The 17,529-nt window shown below is 65.3% G+C and carries 20 protein-coding genes; 11 read left to right on the forward strand and 9 right to left on the reverse strand.

The window, feature by feature from the left end; genetic code table 11:
* Positions 1-202 precede the first annotated feature (202 nt).
* Genes KXR83_RS21205 through KXR83_RS21215 form a run of 3 tightly spaced genes read right to left on the reverse strand, consistent with a single transcriptional unit; the run spans position 203 to position 2,268 of the window.
* On the reverse strand, positions 203-1,036 hold the full coding sequence (locus KXR83_RS21205; RefSeq protein WP_437426524.1) for an SDR family NAD(P)-dependent oxidoreductase: 834 nt from the start codon (positions 1,034-1,036) through the stop codon (positions 203-205).
* Complete coding sequence (locus KXR83_RS21210) at positions 1,033-1,425, reverse strand: DUF4873 domain-containing protein (RefSeq protein ID WP_437426525.1); 393 nt, start codon at positions 1,423-1,425, stop codon at positions 1,033-1,035. The genes KXR83_RS21205 and KXR83_RS21210 overlap by 4 nt, the downstream gene beginning before the upstream one ends.
* A gap of 54 nt (positions 1,426-1,479) precedes the next feature.
* The gene (locus tag KXR83_RS21215) at positions 1,480-2,268 is read right to left on the reverse strand and encodes a TetR/AcrR family transcriptional regulator (protein ID WP_437426526.1); all 789 of its coding nucleotides are present in this window, start codon (positions 2,266-2,268) and stop codon (positions 1,480-1,482) included.
* A 304-nt stretch (positions 2,269-2,572) separates the two neighbouring features.
* On the opposite strand from KXR83_RS21215, the gene KXR83_RS21220 reads away from it, so the two are divergent.
* The 8 genes from KXR83_RS21220 to KXR83_RS21255 all read left to right on the forward strand — a co-directional run bounded on the left by KXR83_RS21220 (position 2,573) and on the right by KXR83_RS21255 (position 9,409).
* Positions 2,573-3,790, forward strand: a complete 1,218-nt coding sequence (locus tag KXR83_RS21220) for a DUF445 domain-containing protein (protein WP_437426610.1) — start codon at positions 2,573-2,575, stop codon at positions 3,788-3,790.
* Between the two features lie 137 nt (positions 3,791-3,927).
* Complete coding sequence (locus KXR83_RS21225) at positions 3,928-4,422, forward strand: helix-turn-helix domain-containing protein (protein ID WP_437426527.1); 495 nt, start codon at positions 3,928-3,930, stop codon at positions 4,420-4,422.
* Positions 4,419-5,168, forward strand: a complete 750-nt coding sequence (locus KXR83_RS21230; protein ID WP_437426528.1) for a heparin-binding hemagglutinin — start codon at positions 4,419-4,421, stop codon at positions 5,166-5,168. The genes KXR83_RS21225 and KXR83_RS21230 overlap by 4 nt, the downstream gene beginning before the upstream one ends.
* A gap of 108 nt (positions 5,169-5,276) precedes the next feature.
* Positions 5,277-5,570, forward strand: coding sequence for a DUF2516 family protein (locus tag KXR83_RS21235; RefSeq protein ID WP_437426611.1), 294 nt, complete (start codon positions 5,277-5,279; stop codon positions 5,568-5,570).
* Positions 5,571-5,661: 91 nt separating this feature from the next.
* Positions 5,662-6,579 carry an AurF N-oxygenase family protein gene (locus tag KXR83_RS21240; protein WP_437426529.1) on the forward strand — a complete coding sequence of 306 codons (918 nt, stop codon included), beginning with the start codon at positions 5,662-5,664 and terminating at the stop codon, positions 6,577-6,579.
* Between the two features lie 64 nt (positions 6,580-6,643).
* A complete protein-coding gene (locus tag KXR83_RS21245; RefSeq protein WP_247207427.1) occupies positions 6,644-7,411 on the forward strand; it encodes a MerR family transcriptional regulator in 768 nt (255 codons plus the stop codon).
* 19 nt (positions 7,412-7,430) lie between these two features.
* Positions 7,431-8,477 carry an alpha/beta fold hydrolase gene (locus KXR83_RS21250; protein WP_437426530.1) on the forward strand — a complete coding sequence of 349 codons (1,047 nt, stop codon included), beginning with the start codon at positions 7,431-7,433 and terminating at the stop codon, positions 8,475-8,477.
* The gene (locus tag KXR83_RS21255) at positions 8,477-9,409 is read left to right on the forward strand and encodes an alpha/beta fold hydrolase (RefSeq protein ID WP_437426531.1); all 933 of its coding nucleotides are present in this window, start codon (positions 8,477-8,479) and stop codon (positions 9,407-9,409) included. Before KXR83_RS21250 ends, KXR83_RS21255 begins: the two co-directional genes overlap by 1 nt.
* Here the strand turns inward: KXR83_RS21255 and deoC are convergent.
* Positions 9,406-10,104 (reverse strand): deoxyribose-phosphate aldolase, encoded by a 699-nt coding sequence (gene deoC, locus KXR83_RS21260; protein WP_030173474.1) that lies wholly within the window; start codon positions 10,102-10,104, stop codon positions 9,406-9,408. The two genes, KXR83_RS21255 and deoC, sit on opposite strands and share 4 nt — an antisense overlap.
* 27 nt (positions 10,105-10,131) lie before the next feature.
* On the opposite strand from deoC, the gene purU reads away from it, so the two are divergent.
* Positions 10,132-11,019: a formyltetrahydrofolate deformylase gene (gene purU, locus KXR83_RS21265; protein ID WP_437426532.1), complete on the forward strand. Its 888-nt coding sequence runs from the start codon at positions 10,132-10,134 to the stop codon at positions 11,017-11,019.
* Between the two features lie 41 nt (positions 11,020-11,060).
* Here the strand turns inward: purU and KXR83_RS21270 are convergent, their stop codons facing one another.
* The 5 genes from KXR83_RS21270 to KXR83_RS21290 all read right to left on the reverse strand — a co-directional run bounded on the left by KXR83_RS21270 (position 11,061) and on the right by KXR83_RS21290 (position 15,054).
* Positions 11,061-12,299 carry an LmeA family phospholipid-binding protein gene (locus KXR83_RS21270; protein WP_437426533.1) on the reverse strand — a complete coding sequence of 413 codons (1,239 nt, stop codon included), beginning with the start codon at positions 12,297-12,299 and terminating at the stop codon, positions 11,061-11,063.
* A gap of 93 nt (positions 12,300-12,392) precedes the next feature.
* A complete protein-coding gene (locus tag KXR83_RS21275) occupies positions 12,393-13,190 on the reverse strand; it encodes a carbon-nitrogen hydrolase family protein (protein WP_437426534.1) in 798 nt (265 codons plus the stop codon).
* Between the two features lie 67 nt (positions 13,191-13,257).
* On the reverse strand, positions 13,258-14,010 hold the full coding sequence (locus KXR83_RS21280; protein WP_437426612.1) for a class I SAM-dependent methyltransferase: 753 nt from the start codon (positions 14,008-14,010) through the stop codon (positions 13,258-13,260).
* 19 nt (positions 14,011-14,029) lie between these two features.
* Complete coding sequence (locus KXR83_RS21285; protein WP_023957471.1) at positions 14,030-14,539, reverse strand: DUF2505 domain-containing protein; 510 nt, start codon at positions 14,537-14,539, stop codon at positions 14,030-14,032.
* A gap of 20 nt (positions 14,540-14,559) precedes the next feature.
* Positions 14,560-15,054 (reverse strand): DUF2505 domain-containing protein, encoded by a 495-nt coding sequence (locus tag KXR83_RS21290; RefSeq protein WP_023957469.1) that lies wholly within the window; start codon positions 15,052-15,054, stop codon positions 14,560-14,562.
* Between KXR83_RS21290 and KXR83_RS21295 the strand changes: the two genes are divergently transcribed.
* Together KXR83_RS21295 and KXR83_RS21300 are read left to right on the forward strand one after the other, a co-directional pair.
* Positions 15,053-16,135, forward strand: a complete 1,083-nt coding sequence (locus KXR83_RS21295; RefSeq protein WP_437426535.1) for a UDP-N-acetylmuramate dehydrogenase — start codon at positions 15,053-15,055, stop codon at positions 16,133-16,135. The genes KXR83_RS21290 and KXR83_RS21295 overlap by 2 nt on opposite strands.
* Positions 16,136-16,214: 79 nt before the next feature.
* On the forward strand, positions 16,215-17,522 hold the full coding sequence (locus KXR83_RS21300; protein ID WP_437426536.1) for a L,D-transpeptidase: 1,308 nt from the start codon (positions 16,215-16,217) through the stop codon (positions 17,520-17,522).
* The last annotated feature ends 7 nt before the right edge of the window (positions 17,523-17,529 follow it).

The raw sequence follows: 17,529 nt of genomic DNA on the forward strand, positions 1-17,529 counted from the left end.
CACGTTGAGGGGGACGTTTGTGGTGGGTTTGCGGGGATGCTCGGCCTGTCAAGCCGGCTGTGCTTGTTGGCTCGCTTCGCTCGCGGGCTGACGGCCTGTGTCGCGTGCACTTCCTTCGTCGACTCGGTCGCAGCGCTCCCTCGCTCCTCTGTCCAGAGCACGCGGGCCGTCTGACGGCCTGTGTGAGTCCTCGGTGCGCGGCTCAGGCGGGTGGGAACAGTGGTCCGCCACCGAACGGTTCGCGGTGGGATTTCGGTGGCGTCCCGTCGTTGTTCACCAACCCGTACTGCGCGCCGAGTTCCGCGGTCACCAGGGTGTGGCCATTGCGCTCGGGCAACGAGGGGTCCTGCCACAGACGGTCGATGACGCGGCCGACGAACTGCGGATGTTCTGCCTCGTCGAGACGAAAACCGGCGAACTCTTCGATGCCCAGCGACATCAGCAGCTCGGTCTGAATCAGGCCCAGCCACAACGAGATCGCGGACACTCCGGTGCCGGAGAGTTCGTGGCCCATGTCGAAGGCCATCTTGTCGAGGGCGGCTTTGCTCATGCCGTACAGCACCGAATGCAGGTGTCCGCGGGTCCCGAACGACGAGATGTTGACCATCAGCCCGCTGCCCTGCGGAACCATGATCTTCGCGGCCTCGACGCAGGCGACGTAGTGTGCCCGCAAACCAACCGTGATCAGGGTGTCCCAATCACCGACCGGCCGCTCCCAGAACTTGTCGCTGAATCCGCCGAACCCTTTCGGGGCCGCCCAGACATTGTTGACCAGCAGGTCGAGTCGACCATGGTCGGCCGAGATCTGGTCGAACAAGGCGGACACCGAGGCGTCGTCGGAGTGGTCGCAGCTCACGCCGACCGCGGCGCCGCCGGACGCGTTGATCTCCGACACCGTCTGTCCCAGTGGCTCATCCGGCGTTACACCACCGCGTGCGGTCACGTAGACGGTCCAGCCGGAGGCACCCAATGCCGTCGCCACACCCTTGCCGACGCCACGGCTCGCGCCGGTCACCAGCGCCACGCGTTCGGTCACCGGATGTCCTCTCCGGTCGACGTCCCCGGGACGTGGATGTCGTCGCGATCGACGTCGTCGGGTAGCTGGGCAAACGGGGGAGCGGTGACGCCCGCGATGGTGAAACCGCCGAACAGGTCCACCGCGGACAGCTCACCCTCGCCCGCCCCTTCCGGAGTCTCGACGATGGCCCGGGTTCCGGCGGCTATCACCACGTCGGCGGGCAGTGCCTGCGCGAGCCCGCGGATGCGTCCGGCCCAGACGTAACGACCTGCCAGCGGATCGAAATGCCCCGACAAAGCCACCTGAACCTGCACGGGCTCGTTCCCGTCGATCGTCACCGTCGCCGGACCCGAGTAGGACCCGGCCCCGTCGTCCTCGTGCGCCCCGTTGTCCTCGTGCTCAGCCATGCGGACAAACCTATCCCGCGGCCACCGGCGCCCGACAACGATCGCCGACAGCGGTCACTCCGAAGCGCCCGGCGCCTTCGGAAGGGGATGGTCCAGGGAGTTGAAGTACTCGGCCGAGCCCCCGGCTGCGGTGATGCCGGCGATCGAGGACCACACCATCATCGTGAGGTAATCGATCAGCTGTTCTTTGCCCAGCCGGTGCTCGACCATCCACCAGTGCACTGCGAGCTGGATGGCCCCGACGAGGCTGTAGGCCCAGGTCTCGACACCACCGGTTTGCGAGCCCTGCTCCACGAGCCGGTTGATCATGACAAACGTGAGCATCTGGGCGATCAGCTTCTGGGAGTCCGCCACCACCTCCGAGCCCGATCCGCCCGACATCACAAACGAATAGATCTGCGGTTCGTCGGCGACGGTCTGCACGTAGACCGAGATGACCATCCGCGTCAGTTCGAACTCGCCGACATCCTCGTTGATCGCACTGCCGAGGCGTGGCACCAGGACGGTCTCGATGAATCGCATCATCGCGGCAGTGGTGAGGTCACTCTTGTCAGTGAAGTACCGATAGAGGACGGTTTTGGAAACGCCTATCTCCTGGGCGATCTCGTCCATCCCGGCATCGGCGCCGAGAGTGCGTACCGCAGCGAGGGTGCCGTCGACCAGTTCGCTGCGCCGGGCTTCCTTGTGACTTTCCCATCGGCGTTTGCGGCCGTCGGGTTTGACGTCGTCGGCGCCCACCTGGTGGCGGATCGCCTGAGGCAACGCAACACCTTTGCTGGCCGCGACGGCGGCGGCAGCAACGGCCGCGCGGGCGGCGGCGGCCGGGTTGGGACGTGGTGACATCGGTGCAGAGTCGTTTCTGGTCGTGGGTGGTCGCGTCCAGCTTATGTTCCCTGGCACTGCGCAACACCCAAAGAGAGCCGAGTCACCTTCGCCGGCGCGATTCTGTACCCCGACTTTGGGTAAGACTGGATGAATGAATCCGACTCAAGCGACGCCGCCGGCCATCGACTCGGGTGGACGCCACCGGCTGCCCGGTGAGCTGCCGTCCGGCCGGCCTTCGTCCTTGCCGTCCGGTGAGGCCCCGAAACGGACCATCGCCGGGCTCAGCGGAGCCGACGCCGAACGCAAGGCCGCGCTTCGCCGGATGAAGATGGTGGCCACCGGGTTCCTTCTGTTCGCCGCTGCCGTCTACTTCTTCTGTCGCTGGATCGAGGATCGGGACGGCGACAACGTCGCTGCCTGGGTGGGCTACGTACGCGCGGCGTCGGAGGCCGGGATGGTGGGTGCGCTCGCCGACTGGTTCGCGGTGACCGCGCTGTTCAAACACCCACTGGGGATCCCGATTCCGCACACCGCGTTGATCCGGAAGAAGAAGGACCAGATCGGCGAACAGCTCGGCGACTTCATCGAGGACAACTTCATGACCCCTGAGGTCATCGAAGACAAGGTGTCGCAACTGGCTTTGCCCACCCGGGTTTCGTCGTGGCTCGCCGATCCGAAGAACGCACCTCGGGTGGGGGCCGAAGCGGCGCGGGGTATCGCTTTCGCTGCCGAGATGCTCGACGACGAGGACATCGAGCAGCTCATCATGGCGGGCATGCGCTGGGCCGCCGAACCTGAATGGGGACCGCCGGCCGGGCGCGTGCTGGAACAGTTGATCGCGGAGAACCGGCTGGAGCCGGTGATCCAGATGGTCTGCGACCGGGCCCACGACTTCGCTCTGGGCAGCCAGGATCTGATCGACCGGGTGATCGACAAGGACGGGCCCGCGTGGGCCCCGAAGTTCGTGAACTCCCTGGTGGGCGACCGTCTCTACCGTGAGCTGGTCGAGTTCACCTTCAAGGTGAGGTCGGATCCGGATCATCAGGTGCGGCAAGCGATGACCGCCATGCTCGTCCAACTCGCGACCGACCTGCAGAACGACCCGGCGACCATCGCGAGGCTCGAGGCGATCAAGACCGAGATGCTCGAACGGGACGAGGTCACCGGCGCGGCCTCGACCGCCTGGAATGCGGGCAAGGCACTCATCGAGCAGTTGCTGGCCGACCCCAACGGGACGTTGCGCGCCACACTGACCGATTCGATCATCCAGGTGGCCGTCCGCATCCGGGACGACGAGGTGCTGCAGAACAAGATGAACCAGTGGATGGTGCGCGTGGCCCGGCACATCTCGCAGAACTACTCGCAGGAGATCATCTCGGTGATCACCGAGACGGTCAGTGGTTGGGACGCCGACGACACGAGCAAGAAGATCGAGTTGCAGGTCGGTCGCGATCTGCAATTCATCAGGATCAACGGCACCGTGGTGGGATCGCTGGCCGGCCTCACCATCTACACCGTGTCCGTGCTGCTCTTCCACTAGAGCGGGCGACACGAGACGGCAGGCCGTCGCGCCTCTGACCAGCCAACTGCTGTGGCTTTCATCACGAATTAGCAGATTGCTTGCAATTGCTAGCAGACGTGGCAGTATGGGGAACCGAAGCCTGAAGGAGTAGCCGAATGGTTCCCACACCAGCTGAATCCGAGGACGAACCGGTGACGGCGGTTGTCGCGAACGCGGCACAGGACATTGCCCAGGACATCGGTGCCAACGTTGCCACCGCTGCTCAGGACATAGGCAGTTTCATCAGGTCTCAACGGATCGCCGCCGAGGTGTCATTGCGTCAGCTCGCCGAGCGCGCGGGGGTGAGCAATCCGTACCTCAGTCAAATCGAACGAGGGTTGCGCAAACCTTCTGCAGACGTACTGGCCCAGATCGCAAAGGGGCTGCGTGTGTCTGCCGAAGTGCTGTACGTGCGGGCCGGGATCTTGGAAGAGCGGCCCGCGAGTCCGTTGCGCGACGCGCTGATGGCCGACACCGCCATCAGTGAACGCCAGAAACAAGTGTTGCTCGAGATCTACGAGTCCTTCTGTAAAGAGAACCGGGCTGCGAGCGAAAGTGACACGGACGCAACACAATCAGCACCAACCTCAGATACCGGAGACAACACATGACCAAGTCAGACCGTAACCTCGCCAACCCGATCTACGCCGCTGTCGGCGCCGGAGACCTCGCCCTCAAGCAGGTCAACGAAGTGATCGCCCAGCTGCGCGAGCGCACCGAGACCGCCACCGAACAGGCACAGGCGCGTTTCGAAGAGACCCGCACCACCGCGCAGAGCCGCATCGATGAAACCCGCGAGCGCATCACGGCGCTGCCGGAAGAGGTTCCCTCGACCGTGGAAGAGCTGCGCACCAAGTTCACCCCTGAAGAGCTGCGCAAGGTCGCCGAGGCCTACATCGAGGTCGCGACCGGCATCTACAACTCGCTCGCCGAGCGCGGCGAAGAGACCGTCGAGCGCCTGCGCACCACTCCTGCTGTGGGAGAACAGATCTCGCGCGCCGAGAAGGTCTACAACGACGCGGTCGACCTGACCGAGGACACCCTCGGCACCATCTCCTCGCAGACTCGGGCCGTCGGCCAGCGCGCCGCCAAGCTCGCGGGTCGCGCCTCGGCCAACATCGAAGAGGCCATCGAGGACGCCACCGACGAGGCCACCGACAAGATCAACGGCACCGCAGGCAAGGTTGAGATCAAGGCTCGCGCCTCGAAGAACTCGCCGGCCAAGAAGCTGGCCGAGGCCAAGGCCCCCGCCAAAAAGGCTCCGGCGAAGGCCGCCACGCCTGCCACCGCAGCGAAGGCCCCTGCCAAGAAGGCTGCTCCGGCCAAGAAGGCTCCGGCCAAGAAGACCACCGGATAGTCACCGACTGACGAGCCGTCAGGCTCACCGCCGCCGTGTTTCTTCGGCCGCGACCGCCAACTTCTGCAAACCGGACAGTAGGCTGCCACCGTGGATGTCATCTCTTTCATGGGTTACGCGCAGAGCATTGTCCTGTTGCTATTGACGGTCGCAGCCGGAGTCGCGGCGGCGGTGTCGTTGGTGCATGCCGCACTTCAGCGGCCGGATGCCTTTCCGGCGGTCGACCGCCAGACCAAGGTGATCTGGGTGAGCATCCTCGCGGCCGCCACATTGATCATCTGGCTGTTCGGCGCCGTCAGCCTCCTCGGGATCATCGCCGTGGTCGCTGCCATCGTGTACATCGTCGACGTGCGGCCCCGGGTCGACTCCATTCAGAACCAATCCTGGTTTCGCAAACGATGACAACATTGATTGACGAATAACCTTGACAATGGGCGGTGTCGTATAGGACTGTGGTCCTGAGCACACATCGTCCTTGGGAAGGGAGTCCGCGATGACAATGACTGTCGAACCCGCGTCCAGACTCGACCGCGTGCACGACCGGCAGGACATCGCCAAGAGGCTGCTGAAGTCGGCCGCTCGCAAGTCCTACGACCCGCTCATCGAGGTCGATTGGGATGCCGAGGTGGTCCCCGGTCTCTACGGCATGACCCCGGAGTGGTGCAGCCTCTACGGCACGGACCTGTGGGACCGGATGACCGAAGAGCAGCGCATCACCCTCACCAACCACGAGGCCGCCAGCATCAGCGCCACGGGCATCTGGTTCGAACTGATCCTCATGCAGATGCTCATCCGTGACGCCTACCGGCAAGACCCGGCGAGCCCGCACTTCCAGTTCGCGCTCACCGAGATCGCCGATGAGTGCCGCCACTCGACCATGTTCGCCAAGGCGGCAGAAGTCTTCGGGATCCCCAACTACCAGCGGCCCCGGTGGGTCAACTTCCTCTCGCGGCCCTTCAAGGCGCTGGCGTCGGGTTCTCTGGCCTTCGGTGGCACCCTTGCCGCCGAGGAGATCCTCGACATGATGCAACGCGATTTCATGAAAGATGATCGCGTACAACCGGTCACACGCACGGTGAGCAAGATCCACGTGCTCGAGGAAGCCCGTCACATACGCTTCGCCCGCGAAGAAACGGTGCGCATCGCGGCCGAGATGAGCCCCATGCGTCGTCGCATGACCCAGCTTTCGCTGGCCGTCACCGTGTACCTGGTGATGTACAGCCTGGTGAACCCGAAGGTGTACGAGGCCGCGGGCCTCGACAAGCGCGAGGCCAAGCGGGCTGCGCGGAACAATGTGCACTACCGCGACCGCACCAGGGACGGTTTTGCCAAGACCATTCGCTTCCTCGACGAGTGCGGTCTGGTCGGTGGCCCCGGCAAACTGCTGCTCAAGCGGGCCGCAATCATCTGACGACGACTGGCGATACCGGCCCGCCTCCGCCGTCAAGCATCACGACCCGACCTAGAATGAGCGGATGGCTGAATACCGGATCAACGAACTCGCGGATGTCTCCGGCGTCAGCGTTCGCAACATCAGGGTCTATCAGGACCGTGGTTTGTTGCCGCCGCCAAAGATCAAGGGGCGCACGGGCTGGTACTCGGCCGAACATCTGAGCCGGCTCAAGGTGATCTCGCAGATGCTCGAGCGCGGGTACACCTTCGCCACGATCAGCGAATTGTTGATGGCCGCCCGCTATGGACTGAAGGTGGAACACGTCCTCGAGGGGGAGCCCAAACGCGGCAGCCGATGGAAGAATTTCCGGCGGATGGCCACCATCACGATCACCGAACTCCGCAAAGGGCTCGGGGCCACCGACAGCAACATCGCGCTCGGCCAGCGTCTCGGCCTGCTGGTCAAAGAGGGTGCGGGTTACGCCGTGACCAACCCCGAGGTGCTGGCCGGAGCCGAGGTGCTGGTGAAGGCGGGTATTGATCTGGACGTTCTGCTCACACGATGGGAGCGGGTCCAGCAGGATCTGCAGGACATCGCGGCAAGCTTCGTCTCGATCGTCACCGACAAGTACTTCGAAGACGGATCGCCGTTGGAACTCGAGGAGAGCGAAGTGATCCGGCTGGCCGAGCTCGTGCACACCGTGCGGCCCATGGCGCACGAGATCGTCGAGGTCGCGTTCAGCAAGGCGATGGACACCGAGATCTCCAAGGCGCTCGATCGCGGTGCCGAACTGATGATGGCAACAGATGATGAGAAGGCCGGCGTCCAGGCGGAGTCCGGCTCCACATAGAGATGGGTAGATCGGACAGATGAACACACGATCAGTGGCTGTCGGCGGTGCCGCGGTAGGAGCAGGAGTGATCGCGGCCGGAGCGGCGATCACCGGCACCTTCCTCGGATCGATCGTGCGCGAAGCTCTGAAGGCACCTGACCCGATCGAAGACGAGCCCGATCCGCTGCTCGCCACGCCGGCGCAGGAACCCGAACACATCGAGGTGGTCGCGGGTGATGGCACCCCGATCAATGTCGTCGCGTACGGCCCGCCCGACGGAGAGCTGATGGTGCTGGTCCATGGCTGGACCTGCAACACCAAGTACTGGTACCCCCAGATCAACGCTTTCTCTGACCGCTTCCGAGTGATCGCGTACGACCAGCGCGGGCACGGCGAATCGCCGCGTGGCAAGACGAAGCTCAATACCGACCTGCTCGGTCAGGACCTCCAGTCCGTCCTCACCTCGGTGGTGCCCGCCGGGCGCAAGGCATTGATCGCCGGGCACAGCATGGGCGGGATGACCATTCTGTCCTGGGCGCAGCAGTTCCCCGACACCGTCTCAGAGGTAGCCCGTGCGGTGGTACTCACCTCGACGTGTTCCAACCATCTGCTGCCCAACCTCGGTCTGATCCCGCTCGACCTCCCCAAGGCGCTCTCGCCGATGGAGTACCTGACGGGTCGACTCGTGGCCGGTGCGACGATCCATCTGCCGCGAACGCAGATGTCGCGCAAGGTCACCCAGTACATCGCGCTGAACACCACTTCGCGCAAATCCCATGTCGACTTCTGTGACGACATGGTGGCCTCGTGCCCAGGCCGCTCCCGCGGCAAATGGGGGAACGCGATGGTGGACCTGAACGTGTCCGCCGGACTCGACGCCCTGGTGGTGCCCACGGTTGTTGTGGTCGGCTGCGACGACAAGCTCACTCCGCCGGTGCATTCGGAGCAGATGGCCAAGGTGCTTCAGAGCCACGGCCACCTCGAAGAGTTGGTGATGTGGCCGGGTATCGGGCACATGAGCAGTATCGAGAACTCCGACGGGTACAACAAACTGCTCACCGATCTGCTGCAACGCACCTCCTGATGACCACCCGCGATCAGGCCGTCCTGCACAGGCCCCGACAACCGGTGGAACACCGGACCGTCGACAGGCCGGCAGGCGCCTCGATCGCGGTCAGCAGTTACGGTCCCGCAGACGGTCCGGTGGTGGTGCTCGTGCACGGCTTCGCCGTCAACTCCAAATACTGGTATCCGCAGGTGAACGGGCTCGCAGACCGCTACCGGGTGGTCATCTACGACCAGCGTGGCCACGGACGTTCGGCCCTCGGGTCCGACCCCAGCGTGAACGACCACCTCGGCCAAGACCTGGACGCTGTCCTGCGTGCGGTGGTACCCGCCGGTGAGAGGGCGGTGATCGTCGGGCACAGCATGGGCGGCATGTCGGTCATGAGCTGGGCTGCCCAATTCCCCGCGAGCGTCCGAACGTACGCGCGGGCGATCATGCTCGCCGGGACCGCGGCCACGGCGCCGGTCACCAAGGCCGCCATGCGCTTCGGAGATCCGGCCACCCTCGCACGCCGGGCCGAGTACGAGTTCGCCTGGCTCGCATTTCGGGCGGTCCACTGGCCCGGAGGTGACCTGATGATGCGATCCGGTATGACGGTCGCCGGGGCGCTGTTCCCCGGGATCAGTCGCGCGCAGCTCAAGTTCCTCGACTCACTCTTGCGTGAGACTGACTGGCGCACAAGGGCAAAGGTCGGTAGATCGCTGGAAGATCTGCACGTCGAGCGCGGGTTGGCGAACATGCCGGTGCCCGTCGCCGTGGTGGTGGGGGACCGGGACAGGCTCACCCCGCCCCGGCTGGCCGATCCGGTGGCCAATGCCCTGCGCTACACGGGCTCGCTCGAACGATTCGAAACCTGGCGCGGCGCAACGCATCTACTCAATTGGGAGCAGCCGGAGCGATTCAATCGGACGATCGAGGAGCTCTTCTCCGCCACGCCACGCCCACGTTAGTCGGGGAACCCGTCGAGCACTGCCCGGGACCCGGACAGGCCGAGCCGGGTCGCGCCGGCCGCGATCAGCTCGGCAGCGAACTCGGCGGTGCGGATGCCTCCGCTGGCCTTGACACCCACCCCGGGGCCCACGGCCGCGGCCATGAGACGTACCGCCTCGACACTCGCCCCTCCGGCAGGATGAAAACCGGTGGAGGTCTTCACCATTGACGCCCCACCCCGCACCGCGGCCTGGCACACCGCCGTGACGGTGTCGGGGCCGGCGAGCGACAACAGCGCTGCGGACTCGATGATGACCTTCAGCGTGATCGACGCGCCGATTCCCTCGCGGACGGTGAGGACGTCGGCGAAGATCTCGTCGAATCTTCCGTCCACGGCAGCGCCCACGTCGATCACCATGTCGATCTCCTGCGCGCCCGAATCGACCGCCAGCCGTGCTTCGGCCGCCTTGACCAACGAATGATGTTTGCCCGAGGGGAAACCGGCGACCACACAGCTCCGCTGGGCACCGGTGTCGATGGGCAGCATTGACGGTGAGAGACAGACGGCGAGCACACCCAGATCGGCGGCTTCGGCGACCGTTGCCTCGGCGTCGGCACGGGTCGCCTCGGGTTTGAGAAGTGTGTGATCCACCATCGCGGCGACCACACGCCGGGTGAGACTCGAACCGGTCGGGGCAGGCAAGGTATCGGACATGAACCGAGCTTGGCACACTGGTTGGTTGTGACCACACTCTCGCCGGCCGATTCCGCCGGCCACCGCTATGTGCTGACTCTCGGCTGCCCCGACACCACGGGCATCGTGGCCCGGATCTCGGGATTCTTGGCAGAGATCGGCGGTTGGATCGTGGAGGCGGCCTACCACTCCGATCCCGACAACGGCTGGTTCTTCACCCGCCAGGCTGTACGCGCCGACTCGGTGCAGATGGATGTCGACGAGTTGCGGGCACGGTTCGAGTCCGAGGTGGTCGCCGGGCTGGGCCCGGAAACCGAATGGCGCGTAAGCGATTCGGCCGTGCCGAAGAAGACCGTGCTGCTGGTGAGCAAAGAAGGCCACTGCCTCGGCGATCTCCTGGGCCGCTCCTACCGGGGTGAGCTGCCCGCCGAGATCGGCGCGGTCATCGGCAACCACCGGGCACTCGAGGACTTCACCGAGCGGATGGGCGTGCCGTTCCACCACGTTCCGTTCGGCGAGGACAAGGCCGCGGCCTTCGAGGAACTACGCGAACTCGTTGACGTCCACAACCCCGACGCGGTGGTGCTGGCGCGGTTCATGCAGATCCTGCCCGAGGAGTTGTGTGATCACTGGGCGCGCAAGGCACTCAACATCCACCACAGCTTCCTCCCGTCGTTTGTCGGGGCGCGGCCATACCACCAGGCGTTCACCCGAGGGGTGAAGCTGATCGGGGCCACCTGCCACTACGTCACCAGCGAGCTCGACGCCGGCCCCATCATCGAACAGGACGTGATCCGCATCGACCACTCCGACTCGGTGGCCGACATGGTGCGCCAGGGCCGCGACATCGAGAAGCTGGTGCTCGCACGCGGGCTCCGCTGGCATCTCGAGGACCGCGTGCTGGTGCACGGACGAAAGACCGTGGTGTTCAGCTGATCCCTCGCGGGTTCAGCCGGCACGGTTCAGCCGACCGGCACTCAGACGACGCTGCAGGTGTCGCTCTCGCTGTTGTTGCTCGAGTCGCTGCTCTGCGGGAGGGCGATGTCGGTTCCGGAGAACGCGAACTCGACTCCACGATCGGTGACCTTGAGCTGGTCGAAGCTCACCTGATCGAACATCGGCGGGAACAGGCCGGCACTGACCTGGTCGACGAGAAGCTGCGCCCACGAGGTCGGGATGCCGAACGATGCCGCACTGGCGTCGACGACCTCGAACGTCAGCTTGCCGTCCTTGGTGATCGGTTTGAGCTCCGCCTCGGCAGGTAGCGAGAACATCAGCAGCTGGAAGTTGCCGCCGATCGTGATGGTGCCTGCAGCCTCGTTGCCGGTGACCTTGTCCACTTTCAGCCCGCCGCCCATGGCCGACAGGAGACCACCGAGACCACCCGAGCTCGGGTCGGACGTGTTCGGGTCCGTGGTGGTCGCCGGGTCCTGAGTCTGCTGGCTGAGCTCCATGATCCGGCTGAAGGGGACGTAGCCGTTGCCCTGCAGTTCACCGACGGTGGCGTCTTTGTCGCCGCTGCTGATGTCGTCTGCGCGAGCATGCAGCTTCATGGCCGAGTCGCCCTCGTCGCTGGTGTCGACCTGGACGTACGGGATCTCCCCCGACATCCACTGCATCAACATGGGCTTCTTGCTGAGCGACACCGAAGTCGGTGCTCCGGTGAGTTCGCCGAAGGACTGTTCGAGGCAGTCCTTGGATTTGCTTCGCAGGTACAGCTCACTGCCGACCCCGAGGATCACCAGCAGCAGCACCAGGCTGAGCGAGACCATTCCGACGATCAAGCCACGCCTGCGCTTCGGTCGCTGGGGCGTGACCCCGCCGTCATCGGGCCCGCCTGGACCGTAGGAAGGTCCGGCCGGGGGGATCGGCGGCTCTCCGGGTCCGTCGTAGGGCGCGAAACCGTCCGGCGGCACCTCGAGCTGCGTGGTGTCGTGGCGACCCTGCGACCACGCCGTGTCGGGCTGCTGGCCGGCCGCGACCGGCGCGAACTTGTCGGTGGGCGGGTTCGGGTCATCCTGTGCATTGTCGGGCACGCCGGGCGTGCCTGCAGCATCAGTACCGGTTCGGTGACCTGGATCGGCCTGTGGGGTATGGCCGGAATCGGGCCGGGGCGTCTGGGTTGTGTCGGCGAGATCGTTTCCCTCGGCTCGGTCGGCGGCATTGGGAGAGGGCTGCCCGGCCTGGGTCGATTCGGCGTCGTCGCGTTGATTCATCACGTCGATAATGCATGGTCAGAGGGCCAAACGGGGTAAGAGTTCGCTAAGTATCGCAATGCCGCAGGTCATGGCATGGAAATGGCACGGTGATCATTCGATGGGACGGCGGTTCGCCAGCACCGCGATCGAGGCGCGTGCACGGTCGACTTCGGTGAAGTCGAGGTCGATGACGGCCAATTCGGGGTCGTCGCCCAGTTCGGTGTGCACGTTCCCGAAGGGGCCCACCACCAGGGAGTGTCCGATTCCGGTCGGCGCCGACGACCCTGCGACATCGGGGTCGTCGGGTACAGCCTGCCCAAGCGCGACCACAAAACAACCGCTGTCGAGGGCGCGGGCAGCGGCCAGGATGCGCCACTGATCGAGCTTGCCGTCACCCGCACCCCAGGAGGCCGGCACCACGATCATCTGGGCGCCGCGGTCGGCGAGCGCCGTGAACAACGCGGGGAAGCGGATGTCGTAACAGGTCGCGACACCGACCGCCGTCTCGTCGATGTCGAAGGTGACCACATCGTCACCGGCTTGCACGGTTCGGGATTCCTGGAAACCGAACGCGTCGTAGAGGTGGATCTTCTCGTAACCGATGAGGTCGCCGTCCGGGTCGGCGATCACCAGCGTGTTCCGCACCCTGCCCTCGTCGCCGGGAGTGAACATGCCGGCGACCACGGTGATCCCGTGGTCCCGGGCGACCTCGCCGACCCCGCGTCCCCACGGGCCGTCCAGTGGCTCGGCCACCGGACCCAGCGGAACTCCGAAACGGCACATGGTGGCCTCGGGGAAGACCACCAGTTCGGCACCTGCATCCGCGGCCGCGGCGCTCTGCTCGGCCACCAGGGCCAGATTCGCGGACGGGTCGGTGCCGCTGGTGATCTGGGCCAGGGCGATACGCATGCGACCTACCCTACGACCGTCTGGCGCCGGTCGCGGTCGGCGGGGTGAGGCTCGGTCGGCGGGTGCGCTACGTCGCGGGGGCGACGACATCCCAGGGGACCGTGACAACATTGTCGCGATGACGACGGCGATCGGGCAGGGGGTCGATCCCGTTGTCGGACAGCAACTCCAGGGTGCGACGCCAGCGCTGGCGAGGACCGAACGGGGCCATCGGAGCGGCAACGTCCCAACATCGGTCGAGAACGGTGAGCAGATGATGGATCCGCTCGCCGGGCACGTTGCGATGGATCAGAGCCTTGGGCAGGCGCTCGGCGAGATCGGACGGCCGGTCGCTGTGCGCCGGGTCCCAGGACAGGGTGAACGTCAACGGCCTCGTGTTGTCCAGCAGAATCCAGCAACACCGCCTGCCGAGTTCGTCGCACGTTCCCTCGACGATGTATCCGCCGGGTGCGAGCCCCCGTTGCATCCTCGACCACGCCGCGGCGACCTCTGATTCGTCGTATTGCCGCAACACGTTGAACACCCGCACGAGATGGGGTCGCAGTCCGGCGAGTTCGAATCCGCCGACCGCGAATCGAACGCCGTCCTGCGCCGGGACCACCCGACCGGGGTCGATCTCGAGACCGACGAGTTGGGTGCCCGCAACAACGGTGCGCAGACGGGCTGCGAGTTCGAGAGCGGTGTCGGGACGTGCGCCGTAACCGAGATCAACCGCCAGGGGACTGTCAGCCGATGCCAGGGCCTCGACGATCTGGTCGTGATGGACGATCCAGCGGTCCACCCGCCGCAGCCGGTTGATCCCGGTGGTGCCCCTGGTGATGGCGCCGTCGGGTTTGGGGCTAGAGGTTGGCGTCGATCCATCCCGACGTGAATTCCGCTTCACCGCGGAAGAGGTCCACCAGGTTCACCAGCATGAGCTGCTCGAGTTTGCCGTTGATGAACGGGATGTAGACCTTGACCTCGGTGGTCTTGCGGATGGTGCTGCCGGTCTCGGTGGGGAACAGTTCCTGCCAACCGGTCAGGCTGCCGGGCCCGGCGGGGATCGAGGCGTCGTAGGTGCCCTTGGTGTTCTCGGGGTCGAACGGGCCGAGGAACTCCTTGCGGGTGATGATCATGTCTTTTTTCATCACCGTCTGGGCGATCGCCGGGAGCTCGCTGCGGGGAAGGACCTGCTTGAGCACCAGATCCACACCGTTGTCGTCCACTGTGAGCGACTCGATGTCGGATTGTGGCGTCAGCTTGCGGAACTCTTCCATCTGCGCGTCCCAGAACTCCCGGGAGGAGAGCGCCTCGTACACCGTTTTTGCAGGGTGGTGGTACCGGGCGGAGTAGGAGAGACGTCGTGCCATGAGGGAGAGCGTAACGCCGGTCAGTGAGTGTTGATCCATTCGGTGGTGTATTCATGCTCGGCCTCGATGAGCTGCACCACGTTCTCGGCGATGGCCTTCTCGACCTTTCCGCCGACAAACGGAATGGACACCTCGACCGAACCATCGAACGAGATCTCGCACCCGGTGGACGTCGCGATCAGCCTCTGCGAACCCTTGACCTTGGCCGGTGCGCCCGAGACGACTGCGGTGAAAGCCCCTTCGGCGGCCTCGCCTTTGGACCACACCACGGTTCGGGTGATCTCCAGATCGCCCGGCCGGATCTTGGTCACCATCGACGGGAGGTTCTTCTCGGGGACCCGCTGTCGCAGCACCACGGTGACCTTGTCGCCCTCGTCGGTGAACGAATCGAGGTCGGAGAGGTCGGCGGCGACATTGGCCACCAGATCTTTCCAGTACTGCTCATCGGCCACTGCCGCAGCGAACTGAGCCGGGGGACAGGGGAAGTCGATGGAATGGTGCAACTTGGTCGCCATGAGTGCAGGCTACCGTTGCTGGGTGGCCACACAAACCGACAACCGTGTCCCTCTGGCAAAGATGACCACACTGCGTGTGGGCGGTCCGGCCAGTGAGGTGATCACCTGCCCCGACGCCGACTCGCTGATCGACACCGTCCGCGACCTCGACGAGGCCGGGATCCCGGTATTGCTGGTGGGCGGCGGATCCAACCTGGTGGTCGGCGACGACGGGTTCGACGGCACTGTCGTGCGCATCGCCGGTACCGATCTCGACTGGGGCGACGCACAGGTGACCGCCGATGCCGGGGTGAACTGGGATGCGCTGGTGGCACAGAGCGTCGAGCGGGGATTCGGTGGGCTCGAGTGTTTGTCGGGAATCCCAGGGGCCGCCGGCGCGACCCCGGTGCAGAACGTCGGCGCCTACGGGGTCGAGGTGGGGTCGCTGATGCGTTCGGTGCAGCTTCTCGACCGCCGGACGGGTGCGGTGAACTGGGTGGACCCCGGCGACCTCGAACTGGCCTACCGCAGCAGCCGCCTCAAGCGTCGAAGCGACGAGGTGGTGATCCGGGTGTCGTTCCGGCTGAACGCAGATGGACTCAGTCAGCCGATCCGATACGGCGAACTGGCCCGGACGCTGGGAGTCGAAGAAGGCGAACGAGCGCCCGCCGCCGATGTGCGAGCAGCCGTGCTCGCACTACGGGCGAGCAAGGGGATGGTTCTCGATCCGGACGATCACGACACCTGGAGCGTCGGGTCGTTCTTCACCAATCCCATCGTTCCGCAGGAGCACGTTCCGACGGTTCTGACGAGGATCGTCGACGAACTCGGCGACGACGCGAGGGTGCCTCAGTTCCCTGCTGATGGTGGCGTCAAGATGTCTGCCGGATGGCTCATCGAACAAGCCGGTTTCGGACGGGGTTTTCCTGGGACGGACGCGCCGGCACGGTTGTCGACAAAGCATTCGCTGGCGGTGACGAACCGGGGAAACGCGCGGACGTCGGACATCATCGACCTCGCGCGGCAGGTACGTGACGGAGTTCACGCCAAGTTCGGCCTCTGGCTCGAACCCGAGCCTGTCCTGGTTGGTTGCAGCCTCTGAACGACATCTGTCCTGGTCTGGGACGCTGACCAGGCCTGGTCGTCGTTTGGGATCGTTGCCTGCAGGTAATGTCTGACGCATGACCGAACCCCGTGACCGCATGCTGCTCACCAGGCGCTCGGCTCTCACCGCCCTTGCCGTCGGCGTCGCCGGCGTGACCGCCGCAGCCTGCTCGGCCGACGACAAATCGGGCAGCTCTGCCTCCGGCGAGAAGGGCCCCGCAGAGCCTGTCGCCGAGGTGTCGTACAGCCCTGCCCTCGACTCCACGGACGCCTCCCCGGTCGGCGAGATCTCGGTGACCGTGAACGACGGCGTGCTGAACCCCGACGTCCAGCTCACCAACGCAAACGGGCGTGTGGTGGCGGGCACCATGTCCGAGGACCGCAAGTCGTTCTCCATCACCGAGCCCCTGGGCTACGGCGGCCAGTACACGTGGGCGGGCACGGCAACCGGCAACGACCGCCAGACGGTTCCCGTGGCCGGCACCTTCACCACCGTCACCCCGCAGAACCAGATCGGTGTGGTCATCAACATCGCCGACGGCCAGGAAGTGGGTGTCGCTGCGCCTCTCATCATCAAGTTCGATGAGGTCGTGACCGACAAGAAGGCGGTCGAGGAGGCGCTGAAAGTCACCACGACACCGGAGACCGAGGGCAGCTGGGGCTGGCTCGGCGAAGACGGTGGGTCGCGGGTGCATTGGCGTACCAAGGACTACTACCAGCCAGGCACCAAGGTCTCGATGGTCGGAAAGCTCTACGGCCTCGACCACGGTGACGGTTACTACGGCGAGGCCGACGTCACCAGTGACTTCGTGATCGGGCGGAACCAGGTGGTGCTTGCGGACGCCGACTCGCATCAGATCGTCGTACAGAACGACGGCAACACCTTGATGACGCTGCCCTGTAGCTACGGCGAGGGCGACCTCGACCGCAACGTCACCCGATCGGGCATCCATGTGGTCAGCGAAAAGCACGAAGACTTCTACATGAGCAACCCGGCGGCCGGGTACTTCAACGTCCGCGAACGATTCGCCGTACGCATCTCCAACAACGGTGAGTTCATCCACGCCAACCCCGACACCGTCGGAGTGCAGGGTTCGTCCAACGTCACCAACGGGTGCATCAATCTGTCGCTGGCGAACGCGGAGCAGTACTTCAACACCGCGATGTACGGAGACCCGGTGGAGGTCACCAACACCCGAATCCCGTTGTCCGAGGCCGACGGTGACATCTACGACTGGATCTACGACTGGCAGACCTGGAAGTCGATGTCGGCTCTCGGCGGGGATCCCGAGGTCAAGAACGCCCCGGCGACACCCACCGACGCCCCCGACGTATCCGGCATCCCGCCGACCCCGCAGAACACCGGCACACCCCCCGCCGGCTGATCGGAGA

It is taken from the genome of Williamsia muralis, from assembly GCF_051487485.1.
Lineage (GTDB): Bacteria > Actinomycetota > Actinomycetes > Mycobacteriales > Mycobacteriaceae > Williamsia > Williamsia muralis_B.